The following is an 18,308-nucleotide window of genomic DNA, read 5'->3' as shown; positions in this document are numbered from 1 at the left end:
AAAAACGAGACAACAGGGGACAACCGTCATGAGACAAGTGGCATACGCAGTCGGACTTGCCGCAGCGGTGGCATTCGCCGGTGGCGCCAGCGCGAAGACCCTGAATTGGGCCAGCCAGGGCGACGCCCTGACGATGGACCCGCATGCCCAGAACGAGGGTCCGACCGGGACCATGAGCGCGCAGGTCTACGACACCCTGATCCTGCGCGATTCCAAGCTCGCCAAGATTCCGGGACTGGCGGTGTCCTGGAAGCCGGTGGAGGCCGCCGTCTGGGAGTTCAAGCTGCGAGAGAACGTGAAGTTCCACGAGGGCCAGGCGTTCAATGCCGACGACGTGGTGTTCTCGTTCCAGCGGGCGCTCTCGGAAACCTCCGACTTCAAGAACTACGTGAATTCGATCGAGACGGTCGACAAGGTCGACGACTTCACGGTGCGGATCACCACCAAGGGGCCGAATCCGATCCTGCCGGACCAGATCAGCTCGATCCGGATCATGGACAAGGAATGGTCGGAGCAGCACGGCGTGCAGGTTCCGCAGAACTACAAGGAGAAGGAGGAGACCTACGCGGTCCGCAATGCCAACGGCACCGGGCCGTTCGTCCTCACCAAGCGTGACCCCGACATCGAGACCAGGATGAAGCTCAACGAGTCCTGGTGGGGCTGGGGCGTATCCGACCCGAAGACCAATGTCACCGAGGTCATCTATCGGCCGATCGCCAATCCGGCGACCAGGGTGGCGGCGCTGCTGTCGGGCGAGCTTGACTTCGTGCTCGACCCGCCGCTGCAGGACCTGGCTCGGATCAAGGCGACCCCCGGCCTCAAGGTCGAGGAGATCAACCAGATCCGGACGATCTTCTACGGCCTGGACACCGGCGCCGAGAAACTGCGGCATACCGAGGTCGAGGGCGGCAACCCGTTCAGGAACCCGAAGGTTCGCGAGGCCATGTACCGCGCGATCGACATCGACACGATCCGCAAGAAGACCATGCGGGGCCTCAGCTTCCCGGCGGGCATCATCACCTCGCCGGGCGTGCATGGCTACACCGAGGCGCTCGACCAGCGGCTCGGATACGATCCCGACGCCGCCAGGAAGCTGCTGGCCGACGCCGGCTATCCGAACGGCTTCAAGGTCCAGCTCGACTGCCCGAACGACCGCTACAACAACGACGAGGCGATCTGCCAGGCGACGGTCGGCATGCTGGCCCGGATCGGCATCGAGGTGTCGCTCAACGCCCGCTCGAAGAGCATCCACTTCAAGAGCCTGCAGAACAAGGAGTCGGACTTCTACATGCTCGGCTGGGGCGTGCCGACCCTCGACTCCCACTACGTCTTCTCCTACCTGGCGGCCTCCAAGGGCAGCTGGAACTTCACCGGCCTGTCGGATGCACGGCTCGACGAACTGACCACGCAGATGGAGACCGAAACCGACGCCGCCAAGCGCGACGCCATGATCCAGGAGGCGTGGGAGATCCTGAAGACCTCCAACGCCTATCTGCCGCTGCACCACCAGGTGATCGCCTGGGGGCTGAAGGACGGGCTGACATTGCCGATCGTGCCGAACGACTCGCCGCAGTTCCGTACCGCGCAGTGGAAGTGACGCAGGCCGCGGGGGGCTGAATTCGCCGACGAGAGGGGGTGGCCCGGCGACGCCGGGCCACCCCGCCACCAAGCGGGGGAATGGGTCGTGGTGTCCTATGTGATCCGCCGGCTGTTGCAGGCCGCGCTCGTCATGCTGGTCGTGGCGTTCGTGTCGTTCTCGCTGTTCCGGTTTGCCGGCGACCCGGTGAACAACATGGTCGGCCAGGAGGCGACCCAGGCGGACCGCCAGGCATTGCGCGACCGGCTCGGCCTGAACGACCCGTTCCCGATCCAGTTCGCGAACTTCGTGATCGATGCCCTGCAGGGCGAGTTCGGGATCTCATACCGGTTGCAGCGACCGGTGGAGGACCTGATCGTCGAACGCATGCCGGCCACCCTCGAGCTGGTTGCGGTTTCGGCGGTGCTGGCTCTGATCACCGGCATTCCGCTCGGCGTTTACTGCGGGATCCACCGCGAGTCCTGGATCAGCCGAACGCTGTTGACGCTGTCGCTGGTCGGCGTGTCGCTGCCGACCTTCGTGATCGGCATCCTGCTGATCTACCTGTTCTCGGTCCAGATGCTGTGGCTGCCGTCGTTCGGGCGCGGGGAAGTCGTGCAGCTGGGCTGGTGGAGCACCGGCTTCCTGACCGTGTCGGGCTGGCATGCGTTGATCCTGCCGTCGATCACGCTCAGCCTGTTCCAGCTGACGCTGATCCTGCGGCTGGTCCGCTCGGAGATGCTGGAGGTGATGCGCACCGACTACATCAAGTTTGCGCGCGCCCGCGGCCTGTCCGACCGGGCGATAAATTTCGGCCACGCGCTCAAGAATACCCTGGTGCCGGTGATCACCATCGTCGGCCTGAACATCGGATCGCTGATCGCGTTCTCGATCATCACCGAGACCGTCTTCAACTGGCCGGGCATGGGGTTGTTGTTCATCAAGGCCGTGCAGTTCGCCGATGTGCCGATCATGGCCGCCTATCTCACCATGGTCGCGTTCGTGTTCGTTTCCATCAACCTGATGGTGGATCTGCTGTACTACGCAGTCGATCCGCGCCTGAAGGTCGACAAGGGGGCCGCCGTCGGGCGGTTGAGCTGAGATGGCGGTCGAGGTCGAGCCGCGGACGGCGGCCGCAGTCCAGTCTCCGGGTCGGTCGGCGCTTGAGCGGCTGCGCGACACCGACATGTGGTTCAGCTTCACGCGGTCGCCGCTGACGGTGACCGCGGCGGCGGTGACCCTTGCCTATTTCCTGGCAGCGCTGTTCGCCCCGCTGATCACGCCGCAGAACCCTTTCGATCCCGCCAGCCTGGTCTATGCCGACGCCTTCACGCCGCCGGCCTGGACCGAGGACGGCATGGCGGCCTACCTGCTCGGGACCGACGACCAGGGCCGGGACATTCTCTCGACACTGGTCTACGGCGCCCGCATTTCCCTGCTGGTCGGCTTCGCCGCGGTGATCTTCTCGGCCGTTCTCGGAATTTCGCTCGGCATCCTGTCGGGATATGTCGGCGGCTTCCTGGAGACCGTGATCATGCGCACCGCCGACATCCAGCTCACCGTGCCGGGCATCCTGGTCGCGCTGATGATCGACGGCGTGGTGCGGGTGCAGTTCGGCGGCGAGATGGACGAGAAGCTGGCGATCATGGTGCTGGTGCTGGCGATCGGCGTCTCGGACTGGCCGAAATACGCCCGCGTGACCCGCGGCGCCACCCTGGTCGAGCGCAACAAGGAGTACGTCCAGGCCGCCCGGGTCATCGGCATCCATCCGGCGCTCATCATGCTTCGGCACATCCTGCCGAACGTCATGGGACCGGTGCTGGTCATCGCCACCATCGGCCTGGCGCTGGCGATCATCAGCGAGGCGACCCTGTCGTTCCTCGGCGTCGGCATGCCGCCGACGACGCCGTCGCTCGGGACCCTGATCCGCATCGGCAACAACTTCCTGTTCTCGGGCGAGTGGTGGATCACCTTCTTCCCGTGCCTGGCGCTGGTGGTGCTGGCGCTCAGCGTCAACCTGCTCGGAGACTGGCTGCGCGACGCCCTGAACCCGAAGCTGCGTTGATCGAGGCGGCCCGATGATCGTGGTCCTGGGCTCGATCAACGTCGACCTGTTCTTTGCGGTCGACCGGCTGCCGGGGCGCGGCGAGACCGTGCTGGCGCCGGGGATGACGGTTCGGCCCGGCGGCAAGGGCGCCAACCAGGCCGCCGCCGCCGCCCGGGCCGGAGCGTCGACGCTGTTCCTCGGCTGCATCGGCGAGGACGCCGCCGGCGGCGATGTGCTGGCGGCGCTGGCGGAGACCGGCTGCGCCGTGTCGCGGGTGCGGCGGCTGCCGGGCGTCACCGGCACGGCGGTCGTGATGGTCGAGGCCGGCGGCGAGAACCAGATCGTGGTGGCGAGCGGCGCCAACCTGTCTGTGACCGCCGACCTGCTGGACGCCGTGCCGCTCGGCCCGGGCACCACCCTGGTCTGCCAGATGGAGATCCCGCCGGACCAGACCGCCGAGGCCCTGCGGCGTGCCAGGGCGGCGGGCGCGCGCACCGTCCTGAACCTGGCGCCGGCCAGGCCGGTGACGGCTGCTGCGCTGGCCGAAGTCGACATGCTGGTGGTCAACAAGCCCGAAGCCGAGAGCCTGGAGGGCCAGGCCGGCACGCCGCTCGGACTCGCGCGCACCCTGGCCGCCCGGCACGACCTGACCTGCGTGGTCACCCTTGGCCGCGAGGGTGCGATCGCCGCCGGCCCGGACGGCAATGCCTGGTCGGTCGGCGTGCTGGCGGTCGAGGCGGTCGACACCGTCGGTGCCGGCGACGCCTTCGTCGGCGTGCTGGCGGCGTCCCTCGACGGCGGGGCCACGCTACCGGAGGCCCTGCATCGCGCCAGCGTCGCCGCCGGCCTGGCCTGCACTAGGGAGGGCGCGATGCCGAGCCTGCCGGACGCGGCGGCGATCGAGATCCATCTCGGCGAACTTGCCCCGGCCCGCCGGCTGGACTAACCATCGTCGATCCCTCGTTGCGGCCGGACGCCGGCCCTCAATCGCTCAGGAGACAGACGCATGGCGACGCTTTACGCGGGCGGGCTGGTATTCGACGGCACCGGCAGGGTGCTGAAGGAGCACGGCGTGCTGGTCGAGGGGGCGGCGATCGCACGGGTCGCCCCGCTCGGCGAGTTCGATGGCTTCGCGGGCGAGCGGGTCGACACGACGGGCGGCACCCTGCTGCCGGGGCTGGTCGACTGCCACGTCCATCTCTGCCATGGCGGCGAGGCCAACCCGCACGCCGCCATGGTGGTGCTGCGCGACAGCCAGATCGTCATGAAGGCGCTGGCCAACGCCCAGACCACGCTGCGCGGCGGCATCACTTCGGTGCGCGACTGCGGCGGCAAGGACTACCTGGAATTCGCGGTGCGCGACGCCTGCAACTCGGGCCAGCAGCTCGGCCCGACGATCCGGGCGTCCGGCCGGATGATCTGCATGACCGGCGGCCACGGCAACCGGCTCGGCCGGATCGCCGACGGCGTCGACGAGGTGATCAAGGCGGTGCGCGAGCAGGTGCATGCCGGCTCCGACCTGATCAAGATCATGGCGACCGGCGGCGTGATGACCCCCGGCGTGAACCCGGAGGACGCCCACTACAGCGCCGAGGAGATGGCGGCCGGCATCGCCGAGGGCCACCGCTTCCACAAGAGCTGCGCCAGCCACGCCCAGGGCTCGGAGGGCATCCTGAACGCGGTGCGCGGCGGCATCGACTCGATCGAGCACGGCATCTTCATGACCGAGGAGTGCGTCGAGGAGATGACGAAGCGCGGCACCTACCTGGTGCCGACCCTGGCGGCCGTGAAGAACATCATCGCCCACAAGGACCAGGGCGTGCCGGCCTATGCGGTCGAGAAGTGCGAGCGGGTGGTGGTCGACCACATCCGCTCGATCCGCATGTTCTACCAGGCCGGCGGCCGGATCGCGATGGGGACCGACGCCGGCACCCCGTACAACAGGCACGGCCTGAACGCGCTGGAACTGCAGTACATGGTCGACGAGGCCGGCATCTCGCCGGCCGACAGCCTGATCTTCTCGACGAGGAACGGCGCCGAGCTGATGGGGGTGCCGGACCGCGGCACCATCGCCGAGGGCAAGGCCGCCGACCTGCTGATCGTCGACGGCAATCCGGTCGAGGACGTCGCCATGGCGGCGCTGGCGGCCAACCATCGGATGGTCGTCAAGAATGGGGTGGTGGCGAAGGTTCGGTAGCGCATACCGGAAACCGGCACTACTCTCGCGTGACCTCACATTCTTCGGATCCGACCCATGCCGATCATCAACCGCATCGCCGACTTCCATGCCGACATGACCGCCTGGCGGCGCGAGTTGCACCGGCATCCGGAGCTGTCCTACGAGGAGCGCTGGACCAGCGATTTCGTAGCCCGGCAGCTGGAGTCCTTCGGGATCGAGGTGCATCGCGGCCTGGCAGTCACGGGAGTGGTCGGCAAGCTGGTCGGGCGCTCCGACAACGGCAAGGCGATCGGGCTGCGCGCCGACATGGACGCGCTGCCGATCACCGAGGCGACCGGCGCCGAGCATGCCTCGCTGAACCCGAGGCGGATGCATGCCTGCGGCCATGACGGCCACACCACCATGCTGCTGGGGGCGGCCAAGTACCTGGCCGAAACCCGCAACTTCGACGGCACCGTCTACTTCATCTTCCAGCCGGCCGAGGAAGGCGGGGCCGGCGGCGACCGGATGGTCAAGGAAGGCCTGTTCGAGAAGTTCCCGGTCGAGAGCGTCTGGGGCATGCACAACATCCCCGGCATGGCGGTCGGCGAGTTCGCGGTGAAGGCCGGGCCGATGATGGCCGGCACCAGCGAGTTCGACATCGTCGTGCACGGCCGCGGCGGCCACGCCGCCATGCCCTACCAGACCGTCGACCCGATCCTGGTGGCGTCCGAGCTGGTCGGCGCCCTGCAGTCGATCGCCAGCCGCAGCACCCACCCGCTCGACTCGGTGGTGGTGTCGGTCACCCAGATCCACGGCGGCGACGCCTACAACGTGATCCCGCCGCAGGTGAAGCTGTGCGGCACCGTGCGGACCTACCGCGACGAGGTCACCGACATCGCCGAGCGGCGCATGCGGCAACTGGTCGACGGCATCACCGCGGCCCATGGCGGCCGCGGCGAGGTCGACTTCCGGCGCGGCTATCCGGCGACCGTCAACCACGAGGCCGAGACCGAGATCGCGGCCCGGGTGGCGGCGGCGCTGGTCGGCGAGGAGAAGGTCGACCGCAACCCGACTCCCAGCATGGGCGGCGAGGACTTCGCCTACATGCTGAACGCCCGGCCCGGCAGCTACATCTGGATCGGCAACGGCGAGGCCGAGGCCGGGGCGATGCTCCACAACCCGGGCTACGACTTCAACGACGAGGTGCTGCCGCTGGGTGCCAGCTACTGGTCGAAGCTGGTCGAGAGCGAGCTGCCGCGCGCCGGGGCCTGACCCGAGCGCGGCCGCGGGGCTGGTCCGCACGCCGCCTCGAGGGCCGATGCGACCGACAGCAACGTGGAATCCCGGCCGGGTGCCGCCAGCAATTGCAGGCCGACCGGCCGTCCGTCGCCCGGCGGAGGCAGCGGGATACTGACGGCGGGACACCCGGCGAAATTGGCGATCGCGGTGAAGTCCGCCTGGTTCGCGGGCACCGGGTCCTCGAAACGGAAGGCACGCTGCGGCGTCGCCGGGGTGATCACCACGTCGAACCGGTCCAGGACGGCCCTGAGAGCGGCTCCCGCCCGCTCGATCGTTTCCCGCTCCCGGCTATAGCGCTCGGGCGAAACCGTCGCTCCATAGGCGAGCATGGCCCGGAAGGCCGGTGAGAAGGCCCCGGGGACGGTCGAGAGCAGCTCGGCATGGGCGACGGCGGCATCGGTCTCGGCGACGACGAAGCCCGCCCGCCGGCAAGCCCCCGGGTCGTATCCGTCAACCTGGACGCACTCGATGTCGATGCCGGCGGAGGCCATCCGGGCGAGCGCGCGATCGAACGCGGCCCGGCATTCCGGCTCGATATCGATGGCATCGGAATTGGCCAGCCGGGCAAAACGCAGCCGGCCGAGGACGGGCCCGTCCAAGGTCTCGCCCAACAGCAGGGCGATGTCCGCAACCCGGCCGGCCAGCGCCCCGACCGTGTCGAGCCCGAAGGCGAGCGGCATGACGCCCGTCACCGGCCAGTACTCCGCCGAAGGCTTGAAGCCGACGATGCCGCAGTAGGCGGCGGGCAGGCGGACCGATCCCATGGTGTCGGTGCCCAGTGCGACGGGACAGAGCCCGCCGGCGACCGCCGCCGCCGACCCGCCGCTGCTGCCGCCCGGCGTGAAGCCGGGCAGCGCAGGGTGCATGCAGCGCCCGTGATGCGGGTTGTCGGTGGTTGCCCCGAGGGCACCCTCGTGCATGTTCAGCTTGCCGAGGAACGTCATGCCGGCCTCGCGCAGGCGCCGGACGACCGGGGCGTCGGAGCCTGGAATCCAACTGGTCGCGAGACCGTTGGTGGTCGGCATTCCGCGAACGTCGATGTTGTCCTTCATCGCGATCGGCACCCCGTCCAGCGGGGATCTGGGACTGCCGGCCGCCCGCCGTCTATCGCTTTCCCGGGCCTGGTCCCTGGCAAGCTCGCCCGCCACATGGATGAAGGCGTTGAGCGCACGGCCGCGCGGCCCCTCGAGTCGCTCGAGGCAGGCCTCGGCGAGCTCGAGCGCCGAGACGGTCCCGCCGGCGAGCGCCGCCGCCGCCTCGCTCACCCCCATGTCCGCCGGCGCGCTCATCGCTCGTCGACCAGCCGGATCGGCTTCTGGCGGGAGTCGACCTGGGTCAGCAGCGCGGTTCCGCCGGGCGGCGCCAGCTCGACGAGCACCCCGACCCCGAGCCGCTGGCGCAGCAGGTCGCCTGTCTGCCGCTGCAGTCCGGCCGAGGACTCGATGCCGGGACGCCGCACCTCGGCCACGACGATCAGCTCGTCGCGTCCGTCCTGCCGGATCCAGCGGCATACGTACTCGCCGTTCAGGTCCCCGATGTCGCCGAGTATCGCGCCGATGCCGGTCGGATAGACGTTGATGCCGCGCAGCTTGACCATGTTGTCGCTGCGCCCCTGGAAGCCCGCCAGCCGACGGAAGTTGACGCCCATGCCGCCGCGGCCCGGCAGGATCGACGAGACGTCGTTGGTGTTGAACCGGATGACCGGATAGATCGTGTTCTTGAACAGCACGGTCACGCAGATGTTGCCGCGCTGGCCGTCGGCGACCGGCGTGAGACGGTCGGGATCGAGGATCTCGACCATGTGCGCGTCTTCCCAGATGTAGAGCCCGTCGTGGTCCGGTCCTTCGGCGGCGATGACGCCGGTATCGCCGACGCCGTACCAGTCGTAGGTCTCCGCGCCGGGCCAGGCGCGGGCCATGGCCTCGTGACCGTCGGCCGATAGATGTCCCGAGATCATGCGGACCGGCAGGTCGCGACCGGGCTCCAGCCCCTTCTCCCGGGCGACGGCGGCGAGCTTCAGGATGTAGTCGGCGAAGCCGACGATCGCCGTGGCCCCGAAGCGGTGCAGCAGCTCGACCTGCTGTTCCGACCGGGTCTCCAGCCCGGTTCCGGCGGGCAGCAGCATGGCGCCGACGAAATGCAGGATCGCCTCGCGGATGTAGTGCCCGCCATTGACCATTCCGAACCCGTAGACCGAATGGACGACGTCCCGCTCGGTCATGCCCTGCAGGCGGTAAGCCCGCGCCAGAAGGGCGTTCTGCACCTCGCGATCCCAGGCGCCGAAGAACAGCGGCTGCGGGGTTCCCGTGGTTCCGCTGGTCGTGTGCATGACCACGCTGCGCCGGCCGTCGGCCCGGTCGATGCCGTGGAAGTCGCCATAGGGGGGATGCGCCTCCACGCTCGCCATCAGGTCCGATTTCGAGAAGCTCGGCAGCTTCGGCAGGTCGTCGATGTCCCGGACGTCGCCGGGCTCGACGCCGGCCCGCCCCCAGAGGCGGCGATAGAAGGGAATCTCCCAGCCGCGCCGCATCAGGACAGCAAACCGCCTGTCCTGCAGCGCGCGAAGCTCATCCGCACCGATCCTTGCGGGCCCGCTGAGGAACGCCTCGCCGATCGGGTATTCCGAGAGGATCCGGCGCGGGTCCGCCTCGTCGAAGTACCGGGCCGCCATGTGTCCCGGCCCCTCAGACCAGCCGATACGGATCGGCCTCGGCCCAGTGCCGCGCGATCTCGATCCGTGGGGCGACCCACACGTCGTCATGGCGCAGAACGTGATCCAGGAACCGCTCGAGATAGCCGATGCGGCCCGGTCGGCCGATGATCCGCAGATGCACGCCCAGGGACATCATGCGCGCCGCGTCGGCCCCCTCGCGCCGGAGCCAGTCGAAGCTGTCGATCGCGTATTGCAGCCAGTCCGCCGGCATGAAGCCCGGGGCGGTCCACATCTTCATGTCGTTGCTGTCGATCGCATAGGGCAGGATCAGGATCGGCCTGTCGGCGGTCGCGTCCCAGAACGGCACGTCGTCCGAGTAGTCGTCCATGTGATAGGTGAAGCCCTCCTCGACCAGGAGCCGGCGGGTATTGTCGGTGAGAAGATAGCGCGACAACCAGCCGTGCGGGCGCTCGCCGGTCGTGCGCTCGATCGAGGCTACCGCCTTGCGGATGAAATCGCGCTCGGTCGGCTCGTCCATGCGGAACTGGTGGATCCAGCGCCAGCCATGCGCGCAGACCTCGTGTCCGTCGGCGACGATCTGCCGGGCCAGGTCCGGCGCGCGCTCCAGGCTGAGGGCGGCGGCGGTGAAGGTCGCTCGGACGCCGCGGTCCCGCAGCAGCCTCATCACCCTCGGCGCGCCGGCCTTCAGGCCGTAGCGGTAGTTGCTCTCGTTGCCGTAGTTCCGCAGCGCATGCTTGAGGGTCACGCCGAGCTCGTCCACCGGCTCGGGTCCGCGATCGCCCTCGGCAATGGAAAGCTCGGACCCCTCTTCGACATTCACGACGATCGACAGCGCCAGACGCGCGCCGTTCGGCCAGGTGACGGAGCTCATTGCCTCTCCCAACTTCGGAACCCGCCGCGGGATGCGGAGCCTATTCGGAGCACAGTTCCGGCCGGACGCGAAGGCCCGCGTGGCCACAACAAGGGCACCTACCGGCAGGTCGCGTTGTACAGCCAGCTGTCGCCGCGCTGATAGGCGAACACCTCGATCGCCTGGTCGGTCGTGGTGTAGCAGCTGAACAGCGGGATCGTGACGAAGTTGGTCAGCACGAACGAGACCGTGTAGTTGCCGTAGGTGGTGCCCGACAGGCACAGCCTGCGGGTCTCGTTGCGCGCCAGGCGGAAGGTGGCGCGCTCGCGGCTCTTCATGATGATCCGGCCGGTGATGGTGAACGGCGCGCGGTTGCGGACCACCGCGCACAGGTCGCCGGTGTATTCCGGACCGGAGGGCGGCTTCACCTCGCGCAGGTTCTCCGGGCCGGTGGCCTGCTGCTGCTCTTCGCAGCCGGTGAGCAGGCCGAACGCCAGGGCGGTGGTGAGCAGGGCGGTGCGGATTGGACTCATGCCCCGACTGTGGCGGTTTCGCGCGCCGCTCGCAATCGCGGCCGACCGTCAGCCGCCGGCCGACCGGCGTCGCGAGATCGGTCTGGTCGACGGTGTCCAGTTCGATCAGCAGCGGCAGCGCGATCATCCCGTCAGCCAGCCGCCTCAGCACGACGTCGGTCCGGTCACCGAAATAGCAAGTAGCAAGCCCGATGGCTGTGTCAATCGATCAACAAGCCCCCAATCGACACAGTGCTAAGCCTGTACTCCCGGCAATGACGGTCGTCGAACCAGGACGGCAAAGCGACACTGTCATACTCACCTCAGCGGCCTCGAAAGTCGACAGCACTGCCTGCACACACCCGGACAGACGCAAATTCGAACGACACGGTCGGGCTTAATGTGGATCCGCGGCGATTGCGCCAGGACAGGAATCCACTTCATAGTTGCAGCAAACTTGGGTTATCATCATTCTCAGAGGGCTGGGAATCAACGCAATGACGATCAGCAATCACCAGTATTATGGTCTGCGCGCTAGGCCTGCACCGGATCGCATTAAGAAGTGCCGCGGCTATGCTGGATTGCGTGAAGCGACAAGCCCAAATAAACCTAGCTCAGATTTTAAGAATGAGATCAGCGTTCAAATGAAATATCAAATGAAATCATCATTTCTCGCGGCCGAAGAACTTCTTGCGATGAGGGATTTTGCAAACGCAACAGTTCAGCATACGTTTTCTAGTTTACGAATAGGCGAGTCTACCCAGATCGAATCCTGGGAAACTCCTGCGCAGCTCTCTATGGTCGGTGAAGCATTGGTAAGCAATCCAGCAAACATATTAGAGTTAGGTTATGGAGCCGGAATCGCATCGGAAGACATTCTCAGGCGTAATAGTTACGATAGTTACGTATGTATTGAAGTTCATCCTCTAATAGCCGCCATTGCATCAAATGCATTGTCACGGGATAGCAGTGCGGTCATAATTAACGGAGCTTGGCAGCTGGTTGTTCCTGCGCTTCGCCATCAGTATTTTGATGCAATAATTAACGATGCGTATTTGCCATTTACGGATATCGCTGCTGATCGTCTTTATGACCCCGTTGATTTGTCTAAATATATCATGAACAGTGCGAGAGCACTTCATGATATCATTTCGCCGGGTGGAAAATTAGTTCAGTTAGATGTGACCGGAAGAGTGAATATTAATGAAGCCGAGCTAATAGAATCTGGATTCTCGAACGTTAAATACGTTCCTGTTTCTTCGAGTATTCCAGTGAGTTGTAAGTATGCGCAGGGCGAGTTTGTCAACGTTGTGGTGTTAAGAAAATGAATGGATCAGAGATCGCCATCCTTGTCGCTCTCATAGCATTTCTTGTTGTGGGGCTATCGGCACGCCGAGCAAACAGTTCCGATTGGGTAGATCTTTTTTCTGCAAACAAACAAGCATCTTTTCTGCAAATTGCTGCGGGAATGTTCACTTTGATTGGAGCCGGTGAAATAGTCGCGCTTTCAACCTTATCTTTTCTATTTGGATTTGCAGGGATGTTTTTATTTCTCGGTTACGGTTTAGCATTTATAGGAGTGGGCCTTCTCTCAAGTCGACTTGTTTCAACAAAAGAAGCAATAAAGTCATCGACACTTGTTGATTATTGTAAAATTCACTTTGGCCCCTTGACGGGTAGTGCAGTTCTTATTATTTCAATATTGGCGTTTTTTTCGTTGCTAATGCTTCAGTTTTCAACACTCGGGTTGGTGTTAACGAATGTAACTTCATTTAGTCGCGAAGTGGTTATTGTTATATCAAGTTTTGTTCTGATGGTTTATGTATACCGCGGAGGAATGCGAGCAGTATTTCGAACGGATATTTTTCAAGCAATATTAATGTTTGCGCTCTTGCTTGTCTTCGTGGCTCAAATCGCTACTAATGGGTCGCAGCCAGATATTACAGCTTTCGAGTCGGCCCCGTTCGCGTACAGTTGGGGGCTAGCCGTAGTGGGTTTCTTGGTCGGAATCTGTAGTGCGGATGTGTGGCAACGAATACTGGCGACCAATAAACCACAAAGTGCGTTGCGAGGCGGTATTTGCGGTGGGATCGCTTTGCTTATCTATGGAGGTTTGTTATCCTATATCGGAATGTCAGCCTTTGCCATTGACCCAAACTCTTCTCCGGATGATGCGTTTTTTACCGCCATCGGGCCAACCCTCGCGGGAGATGCCCCGTACGTAATTGTCTTTTTGCTTTTGGCAGCACTCTTGTCGACAGCGGACACCGAGTTGTTTTTAGTCTCGGGGCTTGTTACGAAGGCGGTTATTGAGACGTATGGAAAGTCGGTACGTCCAAAATATGCAAACTACTCCTATGTTTGCTCTCTTTCCGTGGTGACGGGGATGAGTGCACTGTTCGCGATTTATTTTGTGAATCTAGTACAAATATATACGTGGCTTTTGTATTTCTTATTAGCATTGCCAGGTCCTCTTTTGTTTGGAGTGAAGAGGTATCTGTCAGATTTTGGCATTGCTATTTCTATAGGTTTGAATGTATGTTTAATTGCGGCGGCCGCTATTTCTGGTGCTGTATCAATAGAAAATATTTACCTGCTGATTGTTCCGACCTTTGGGATTCCTTTAGCGATAGTAATTTTGTACCTTTGTCGCTTTGGAAAAGTGGAGCGGTGAGCCATGACTGAGCCAACGGGTCTCGCCACCAGTGAGCCGAGCGATGATGAGCGGAAGGAGGCAGCTAAGTTAATACTAGAGTTGGCTTTGACCTCTTACGTTATTGCCAGTCTTGGGTTTAAATTTTATTCAAGTGTGATAGGCGGTGTGGATTCAGGAATTCTTTCGGCCGCGCATAAAAATCTATTGGGGGATGGGGAGGATGGCGGTGTATTGAATGTTATACTATGGGCTCTGGTGGGGTTCGGGTACTTGCGTATTTATTTTGGTACGCATTTTGTGGATTACAATAGCGAGTTTGTGCTGCATTTGCGCGGCGAGCCAGAGGTAACGAAGCGCCGCGAGGTGATATTGAGATTTTTATTGTACTCGAGTTCTTTGCTTTTCGTTGGAGCCCTTGATAAGCCATATCTATTTTTTGCAATATTCTTTGGTCTTGTCCAAATATCTGCAATCGTCGGTTATATATTGGTGATGAACCGCGTGTTATTTGCTGGTAATGATTCTAATGCGATAAATATTGTTCTGGCGGATCTTATGTACTCTATCAGCATGTTTTTAGTATTCCTGGCCGCAGGAGGATTGATTGCTGGACAGTCTTTGGGTTATGTTTTTGTTGCATTTAGTGGATTTTTTTGCTTAGCATTTATTGCAGAAATCAAGGGATTTTACTATGCCGTGACGAAGAAGTCGATTGTCGTTGTATGCCGTTACGTGAATGGAAATGGTGAGTGAATGATGGGATTATTTGTTTTGGTGAATTTGTTCTCGATGTGACCTGACGCAGAGCGTTCATTGGCCGCTCTGAGCACCGCCGGCCGACCGGCGCCGCGACCGTGGATCCAGGGCATCGCGCAGGGCGTCGCCGAGCAGGTTGACGCTGACCACCGTCGCGAAGATCAGCATGCCGGGCCAGACCGCCAGCCGCGGGCTCTCCCAGATCAGCTCCTGGGCGCCGGTCAGCATGTTGCCCCAGGACGGCGTCGGCGGCCGGATGCCGAGACCGAGGAAGCTCAGCACGCTCTCGAACAGCACCACGTTGCCGACGGCGAGCGTGGTGGCCACCAGGATCGGCGCCGCGGCGTTCGGCAGCACGTGGCGCACGGCGACACGCAGCGGCGAGAAGCCGAGGGCACGGGCGGCCGCCACGAACTCGCGCTGGCGCAGGCTGAGGGTGGCGGCCCGCACCAGCCGCGCCGTGGTCGGCCAGCCGACCAGCGCCACCAGCACCACCAGCCGGGCCAGCAGCACGGTCTGCGAGCCGGCGGCCTCCGGCGACAGCCCGAGCTTGGTCAGGTCGACCGCGGCCAGCACGATCAGCAGCGGCAGCAGCGGCAGCGCGATCACCCCGTCGGCCAGCCGCATCAGCAGGGCGTCGGCCCGGCCGCCGAGATACCCGGCGGCCAGCCCGACCGCGGTGCCGATCGACGAGGCCGCCAGCGCCGCCACCACGCCGACGGTCAGCGAGACCCGGCCGCCATACAGCAGCCGCAGCAGCAGGTCGCGGCCGAGTTCGTCGGTCCCGAGCGGGTGCTCGGCCGACGGCGGCTGCAGCCGGCCGAACAGGTCGACCGCCTCGGCGTCGAGACCCATCGCCAACTCCACCAGGGGGGCGGCGATCGCCGCCAGCACCAGGATCAGCAGCGCCGCGGCGGCCAGGGCCGGGCCGGGACCGAGCCGCCGGATCATGTCGCCGGGTCCGTGCGGTAGACGATGCGCGGGTCGAGCCGGGCATAGGCGAGGTCGGCGCCGAGATTGCCGAGCAGGGTGGCGGCCGCCGCCACCAGCAGCCCGACCAGGGCCAGGTTGTAGTCGTTGCCCATGACCGCGTCGTAGATCGTCTTGCCCATGCCGGGCTGCGCGAACATCGTCTCGGTCACCAGCGCGCCGGAGACCAGGCTGCCGAGATCGAGGCCGAGCAGGGTGACCACCGGCAGCAGGGCGTTGCGCAGGGCGTGGCGGGTGGTGACCACGCGCTCGCTCAGTCCCTTGGCGCGGGCGGTGCGGACGTAGTCCTCGCCGAGCGCCTCGATCAGGGCGGCCCGCAGGTGCCGGGTGTAGGCGGCGACGCTGGCGGCGGCAAGGGTGGCGACCGGCAGCACCAGGTGTGCTGCCCGGTCGGCAACCCCGCCGCCCTGGGCGCCGACCGTGCCGCCGGCCGGCAACCAGCCCAGCACGACCGCAAACAGGATGATCAGGATCAGGGCCAACCAGAACGCCGGCACCGAGATGCCGACGAAGCACAGCAGGTTGACGCCGCGGTCGACGGCGCCGCCGGGATTGCGGGCCGCGACCACCGCGGCCGGGATCGCGACGGCCAGTGCCAGGATCAGCGCCAGCCCGATCAGCAGCAGGGTGCGCGGCATCCGCTCGGCGACGATGTCGAGCACCGGCTGTGTGTACAGCCGGGAATAGCCGAGGTCGCCCTGCAGCGCCGCCGTGAGCCAGTTCAGGTAGCGTTCCCACAGCGGCAGGTCGAGGCCCTGCAGCGCCTTCAACCGGGCGATGTCGGCCGAGGTGATGCGCGGGTCGGCGCCGACCATCAGGTCGATCGGATCGCCCGGCATCAGCCCCAGCAGCCCGTAGGTCGCGGCCGACAGCAGCAGCAGCACGACCAGGGCCTGCAGCAGGCGAAAGACGAGATACCGCAGCATGGCGGCTACCCGGCCCTTCGCGGCCGCGCGCCGCGCGGCACCTCAGGGCGATAGAGGAGGAACAACCCTGTCGCCCTGAGGTGCGAGCGCAGCGAGCCACGAAGGGCCGGGCGGGGAGCGATGGGCGCCATGCCTATTCCACCACCTGCCAGTCCTCGATCCAGTTGGTGGTGGTGTATTTGTGGCCGGTCGGGCGCAGCCCGGTCAGCCATTTCGGCAGGATGTAGGGCTCGGCCCGGAAATATAGCGGGATCGCCGGCAGCTCGGTGGCGTAGATCCGCTGGATGTCGGCCCACATCGCCTTGCGCCGGTCGCGGTCGAGCTCGATCTCGGCGGCGTCGATCAGGCGGTCCATCTCGGCGTTGCGGAAGCCGGTGGCGTTCTGGCCGGCCCAGTTGTTGGCCTCGGTCGGGATCGACTCCGAGTGCAGGGTGGTGCGCGGCAGGCTCTCCGGCGCCGACAGCCAGGCGAACATGGCGAGACCGGCGAACCGGCGCTTCTGCACGGTCTCGCCGAAGAACACCCGGGCCGGCTCGTTGCGGATCCGGGTCTCGATGCCGACCCGCTTCCAGTAGTCGGCGAGCACCTGCTCGACCAGCTCGCGGGTGCGGTTGCCGGCGGTGGTCATCAGTTCGACCGACAGGGTCTCGCCCTTGGCGTTCACGCGCAGGCCCTTCGGCCCGGGCTTCCAGCCGGCCTCGTCCAGCAGCGCCTCGGCACGCTTCGGGTCGAAGCCGTAGGTCGGCACGCCCTCGGTCGCGTGCACCCAGTCGAGCGGGTGAACGCTGCTGTCCGCCACCGGCTGCTTGCCGGCGAACAGCCGGTCGTTGATCGCCTGCCGGTCGACCGCCAGGATCAGCGCCTGCCGGACCCGGCGGTCGGCCAGGACCGGGTTGTCCAGCATGACGTCCATGTGCTCGTAGACCAGCCCCGGCTGATAGGTCACGGCGTATCGGTCGCCGTGCCGCTTCTCGAAGGCGATCGCCTGGTCGACCGCCAGGCCGAGCTCGCCGGCGATCATGTCGATCGTGCCGGACAGCAGGTTGGCCTCCAGAGCCGAGGTGTTCTCGATCGCCCGGATCTCGACCCGGTCGAAGGCCGGCCGCCGGCCCTGCCAGTGCTCGTTGCGGGCCAGCACGATGCGGGAGCCGGTCTCGACTCCGGCGACCCGGTAGGGGCCGTTCCACAGCCCGGGATTGCCCGGGTCGGTCTGGTACAGGGTGCGGTTGCGGTACTCGCGCGGCACCTCGAAGGCCGGACGCTCGAGATGGGCGGGGAGCACCTGGAAGTCGCCGGCCGAGCGGTAGCGGTAGTCGAGCTTGCGCTCGACCAGGGTGAACCGCTTCGGCCCGTGCACCTCGATGTCCAGGACGTCGCGGTAGGCCCGGAAATTGGCGACCCCGGTGTCCGGATGGCGGCCGACCTCCCAGGCGAACAGCACGTCGGCGGTGGTGACCGGGGTGCCGTCGGCCCAGAACGCGTCGTCGCGCAGGGTGTAGGTCTTGCGCACGCCGTCGACCGGCTCGCCGGCCTCGGTCTTCGACGGGAAGCGGACGGCGTCGCCGTCCTCCAGGCTCGGCAGCTTGACGCAGAGCTGGCAGACCGGCTGCCAGTCCGGGCCCTCGACGGTGATCTGCCGCTGGGTGGCGCCGAGCACATAGGACTTGGCCAGCATCGAATCGATCATCGGGTTCAGGGTGCCCGGATACTGGGTCAGCCCGATGGTCAGGGCGTCGCGCGGAGCCGCCGATGCCTGCGATTCGGACATGGCGCCGATCGTGGCGGCAGCGAGCAGGGCGGCGAGCAGGGCGAGCAGCGGGCGGCGTCGGATCATCGGCGGGACCTCCTCTGAGCGAGGATA

Annotated in this window: 16 protein-coding genes; 9 read left to right on the top strand and 7 right to left on the bottom strand. The window is 65.1% G+C overall.

Annotation, left to right across the window (positions count from 1 at the left end; genetic code table 11):
• Positions 1-28 precede the first annotated feature (28 nt).
• The 6 genes from RIC31_RS20075 to RIC31_RS20050 all read left to right on the top strand — a co-directional run bounded on the left by RIC31_RS20075 (position 29) and on the right by RIC31_RS20050 (position 7,056).
• Positions 29-1,597 (top strand): ABC transporter substrate-binding protein, encoded by a 1,569-nt coding sequence (locus tag RIC31_RS20075; protein ID WP_350111890.1) that lies wholly within the window; start codon positions 29-31, stop codon positions 1,595-1,597.
• A gap of 87 nt (positions 1,598-1,684) precedes the next feature.
• The gene (locus tag RIC31_RS20070) at positions 1,685-2,677 is read left to right on the top strand and encodes an ABC transporter permease (RefSeq protein ID WP_350111888.1); all 993 of its coding nucleotides are present in this window, start codon (positions 1,685-1,687) and stop codon (positions 2,675-2,677) included.
• 1 nt (position 2,678) lies between these two features.
• Positions 2,679-3,641, top strand: a complete 963-nt coding sequence (locus RIC31_RS20065; protein WP_350111886.1) for an ABC transporter permease — start codon at positions 2,679-2,681, stop codon at positions 3,639-3,641.
• A gap of 13 nt (positions 3,642-3,654) precedes the next feature.
• Positions 3,655-4,569 carry a PfkB family carbohydrate kinase gene (locus tag RIC31_RS20060; protein ID WP_350111884.1) on the top strand — a complete coding sequence of 305 codons (915 nt, stop codon included), beginning with the start codon at positions 3,655-3,657 and terminating at the stop codon, positions 4,567-4,569.
• A 60-nt stretch (positions 4,570-4,629) separates the two neighbouring features.
• Positions 4,630-5,820: a metal-dependent hydrolase family protein gene (locus RIC31_RS20055; protein WP_350111882.1), complete on the top strand. Its 1,191-nt coding sequence runs from the start codon at positions 4,630-4,632 to the stop codon at positions 5,818-5,820.
• Between the two features lie 57 nt (positions 5,821-5,877).
• Positions 5,878-7,056, top strand: coding sequence for a M20 aminoacylase family protein (locus RIC31_RS20050; protein WP_350111880.1), 1,179 nt, complete (start codon positions 5,878-5,880; stop codon positions 7,054-7,056).
• Here RIC31_RS20050 and RIC31_RS20045 read toward each other — a convergent pair.
• The 4 genes from RIC31_RS20045 to RIC31_RS20030 all read right to left on the bottom strand — a co-directional run bounded on the left by RIC31_RS20045 (position 7,008) and on the right by RIC31_RS20030 (position 11,140).
• Positions 7,008-8,348 carry an amidase gene (locus RIC31_RS20045; RefSeq protein ID WP_350111878.1) on the bottom strand — a complete coding sequence of 447 codons (1,341 nt, stop codon included), beginning with the start codon at positions 8,346-8,348 and terminating at the stop codon, positions 7,008-7,010. The genes RIC31_RS20050 and RIC31_RS20045 overlap by 49 nt on opposite strands.
• A gap of 20 nt (positions 8,349-8,368) precedes the next feature.
• A complete protein-coding gene (locus RIC31_RS20040) occupies positions 8,369-9,754 on the bottom strand; it encodes a phenylacetate--CoA ligase family protein (protein WP_350111876.1) in 1,386 nt (461 codons plus the stop codon).
• Positions 9,755-9,767: 13 nt separating this feature from the next.
• The gene (locus tag RIC31_RS20035; protein ID WP_350111874.1) at positions 9,768-10,628 is read right to left on the bottom strand and encodes a polysaccharide deacetylase family protein; all 861 of its coding nucleotides are present in this window, start codon (positions 10,626-10,628) and stop codon (positions 9,768-9,770) included.
• A gap of 98 nt (positions 10,629-10,726) precedes the next feature.
• Entirely contained in the window at positions 10,727-11,140 is a 414-nt protein-coding gene (locus tag RIC31_RS20030) for a hypothetical protein (protein ID WP_350111872.1), read from the bottom strand.
• 476 nt (positions 11,141-11,616) lie between these two features.
• On the opposite strand from RIC31_RS20030, the gene RIC31_RS20025 reads away from it, so the two are divergent.
• From RIC31_RS20025 to RIC31_RS20015, 3 genes are read left to right on the top strand one after another with little or no spacing between them, the layout of a single operon-like run.
• Positions 11,617-12,447 (top strand): spermidine synthase family protein, encoded by an 831-nt coding sequence (locus tag RIC31_RS20025; RefSeq protein ID WP_350111870.1) that lies wholly within the window; start codon positions 11,617-11,619, stop codon positions 12,445-12,447.
• Positions 12,444-13,793, top strand: coding sequence for a hypothetical protein (locus tag RIC31_RS20020; RefSeq protein ID WP_350111868.1), 1,350 nt, complete (start codon positions 12,444-12,446; stop codon positions 13,791-13,793). The genes RIC31_RS20025 and RIC31_RS20020 overlap by 4 nt, the downstream gene beginning before the upstream one ends.
• Positions 13,794-13,796: 3 nt before the next feature.
• Complete coding sequence (locus RIC31_RS20015) at positions 13,797-14,528, top strand: hypothetical protein (protein WP_350111866.1); 732 nt, start codon at positions 13,797-13,799, stop codon at positions 14,526-14,528.
• Between the two features lie 57 nt (positions 14,529-14,585).
• Here the strand turns inward: RIC31_RS20015 and RIC31_RS20010 are convergent, their stop codons facing one another.
• The 3 genes from RIC31_RS20010 to RIC31_RS20000 form a co-directional block, all read right to left on the bottom strand.
• Entirely contained in the window at positions 14,586-15,482 is an 897-nt protein-coding gene (locus tag RIC31_RS20010) for an ABC transporter permease (protein ID WP_350111864.1), read from the bottom strand.
• The gene (locus RIC31_RS20005; RefSeq protein ID WP_350111862.1) at positions 15,479-16,447 is read right to left on the bottom strand and encodes an ABC transporter permease; all 969 of its coding nucleotides are present in this window, start codon (positions 16,445-16,447) and stop codon (positions 15,479-15,481) included. Before RIC31_RS20005 ends, RIC31_RS20010 begins: the two co-directional genes overlap by 4 nt.
• 133 nt (positions 16,448-16,580) lie before the next feature.
• Positions 16,581-18,281: a peptide ABC transporter substrate-binding protein gene (locus tag RIC31_RS20000; RefSeq protein WP_350111860.1), complete on the bottom strand. Its 1,701-nt coding sequence runs from the start codon at positions 18,279-18,281 to the stop codon at positions 16,581-16,583.
• Between the last annotated feature and the right edge of the window lie 27 nt (positions 18,282-18,308).

The organism is Thalassobaculum sp. (assembly GCF_040219615.1).
Lineage (GTDB): Bacteria > Pseudomonadota > Alphaproteobacteria > Thalassobaculales > Thalassobaculaceae > Thalassobaculum_A.
Note: the sequence above shows the minus strand (reverse complement) of the source record. Positions and strands in the feature narration are given on the sequence as shown.

Coding starts and splice junctions, on each gene's coding strand:
- RIC31_RS20075 (WP_350111890.1), top strand. CDS start 29: ATGAGACAAGTGGCATACGCAGTCGGACTTGCCGCAGCGGTGGCATTC.
- RIC31_RS20065 (WP_350111886.1), top strand. CDS start 2,679: ATGGCGGTCGAGGTCGAGCCGCGGACGGCGGCCGCAGTCCAGTCTCCG.
- RIC31_RS20060 (WP_350111884.1), top strand. CDS start 3,655: ATGATCGTGGTCCTGGGCTCGATCAACGTCGACCTGTTCTTTGCGGTC.
- RIC31_RS20055 (WP_350111882.1), top strand. CDS start 4,630: ATGGCGACGCTTTACGCGGGCGGGCTGGTATTCGACGGCACCGGCAGG.
- RIC31_RS20050 (WP_350111880.1), top strand. CDS start 5,878: ATGCCGATCATCAACCGCATCGCCGACTTCCATGCCGACATGACCGCC.
- RIC31_RS20040 (WP_350111876.1), bottom strand. CDS start 9,754: ATGGCGGCCCGGTACTTCGACGAGGCGGACCCGCGCCGGATCCTCTCG.
- RIC31_RS20035 (WP_350111874.1), bottom strand. CDS start 10,628: ATGAGCTCCGTCACCTGGCCGAACGGCGCGCGTCTGGCGCTGTCGATC.
- RIC31_RS20030 (WP_350111872.1), bottom strand. CDS start 11,140: ATGAGTCCAATCCGCACCGCCCTGCTCACCACCGCCCTGGCGTTCGGC.
- RIC31_RS20025 (WP_350111870.1), top strand. CDS start 11,617: ATGACGATCAGCAATCACCAGTATTATGGTCTGCGCGCTAGGCCTGCA.
- RIC31_RS20020 (WP_350111868.1), top strand. CDS start 12,444: ATGAATGGATCAGAGATCGCCATCCTTGTCGCTCTCATAGCATTTCTT.
- RIC31_RS20015 (WP_350111866.1), top strand. CDS start 13,797: ATGACTGAGCCAACGGGTCTCGCCACCAGTGAGCCGAGCGATGATGAG.
- RIC31_RS20010 (WP_350111864.1), bottom strand. CDS start 15,482: ATGATCCGGCGGCTCGGTCCCGGCCCGGCCCTGGCCGCCGCGGCGCTG.
- RIC31_RS20005 (WP_350111862.1), bottom strand. CDS start 16,447: ATGCTGCGGTATCTCGTCTTTCGCCTGCTGCAGGCCCTGGTCGTGCTG.
- RIC31_RS20000 (WP_350111860.1), bottom strand. CDS start 18,281: ATGATCCGACGCCGCCCGCTGCTCGCCCTGCTCGCCGCCCTGCTCGCT.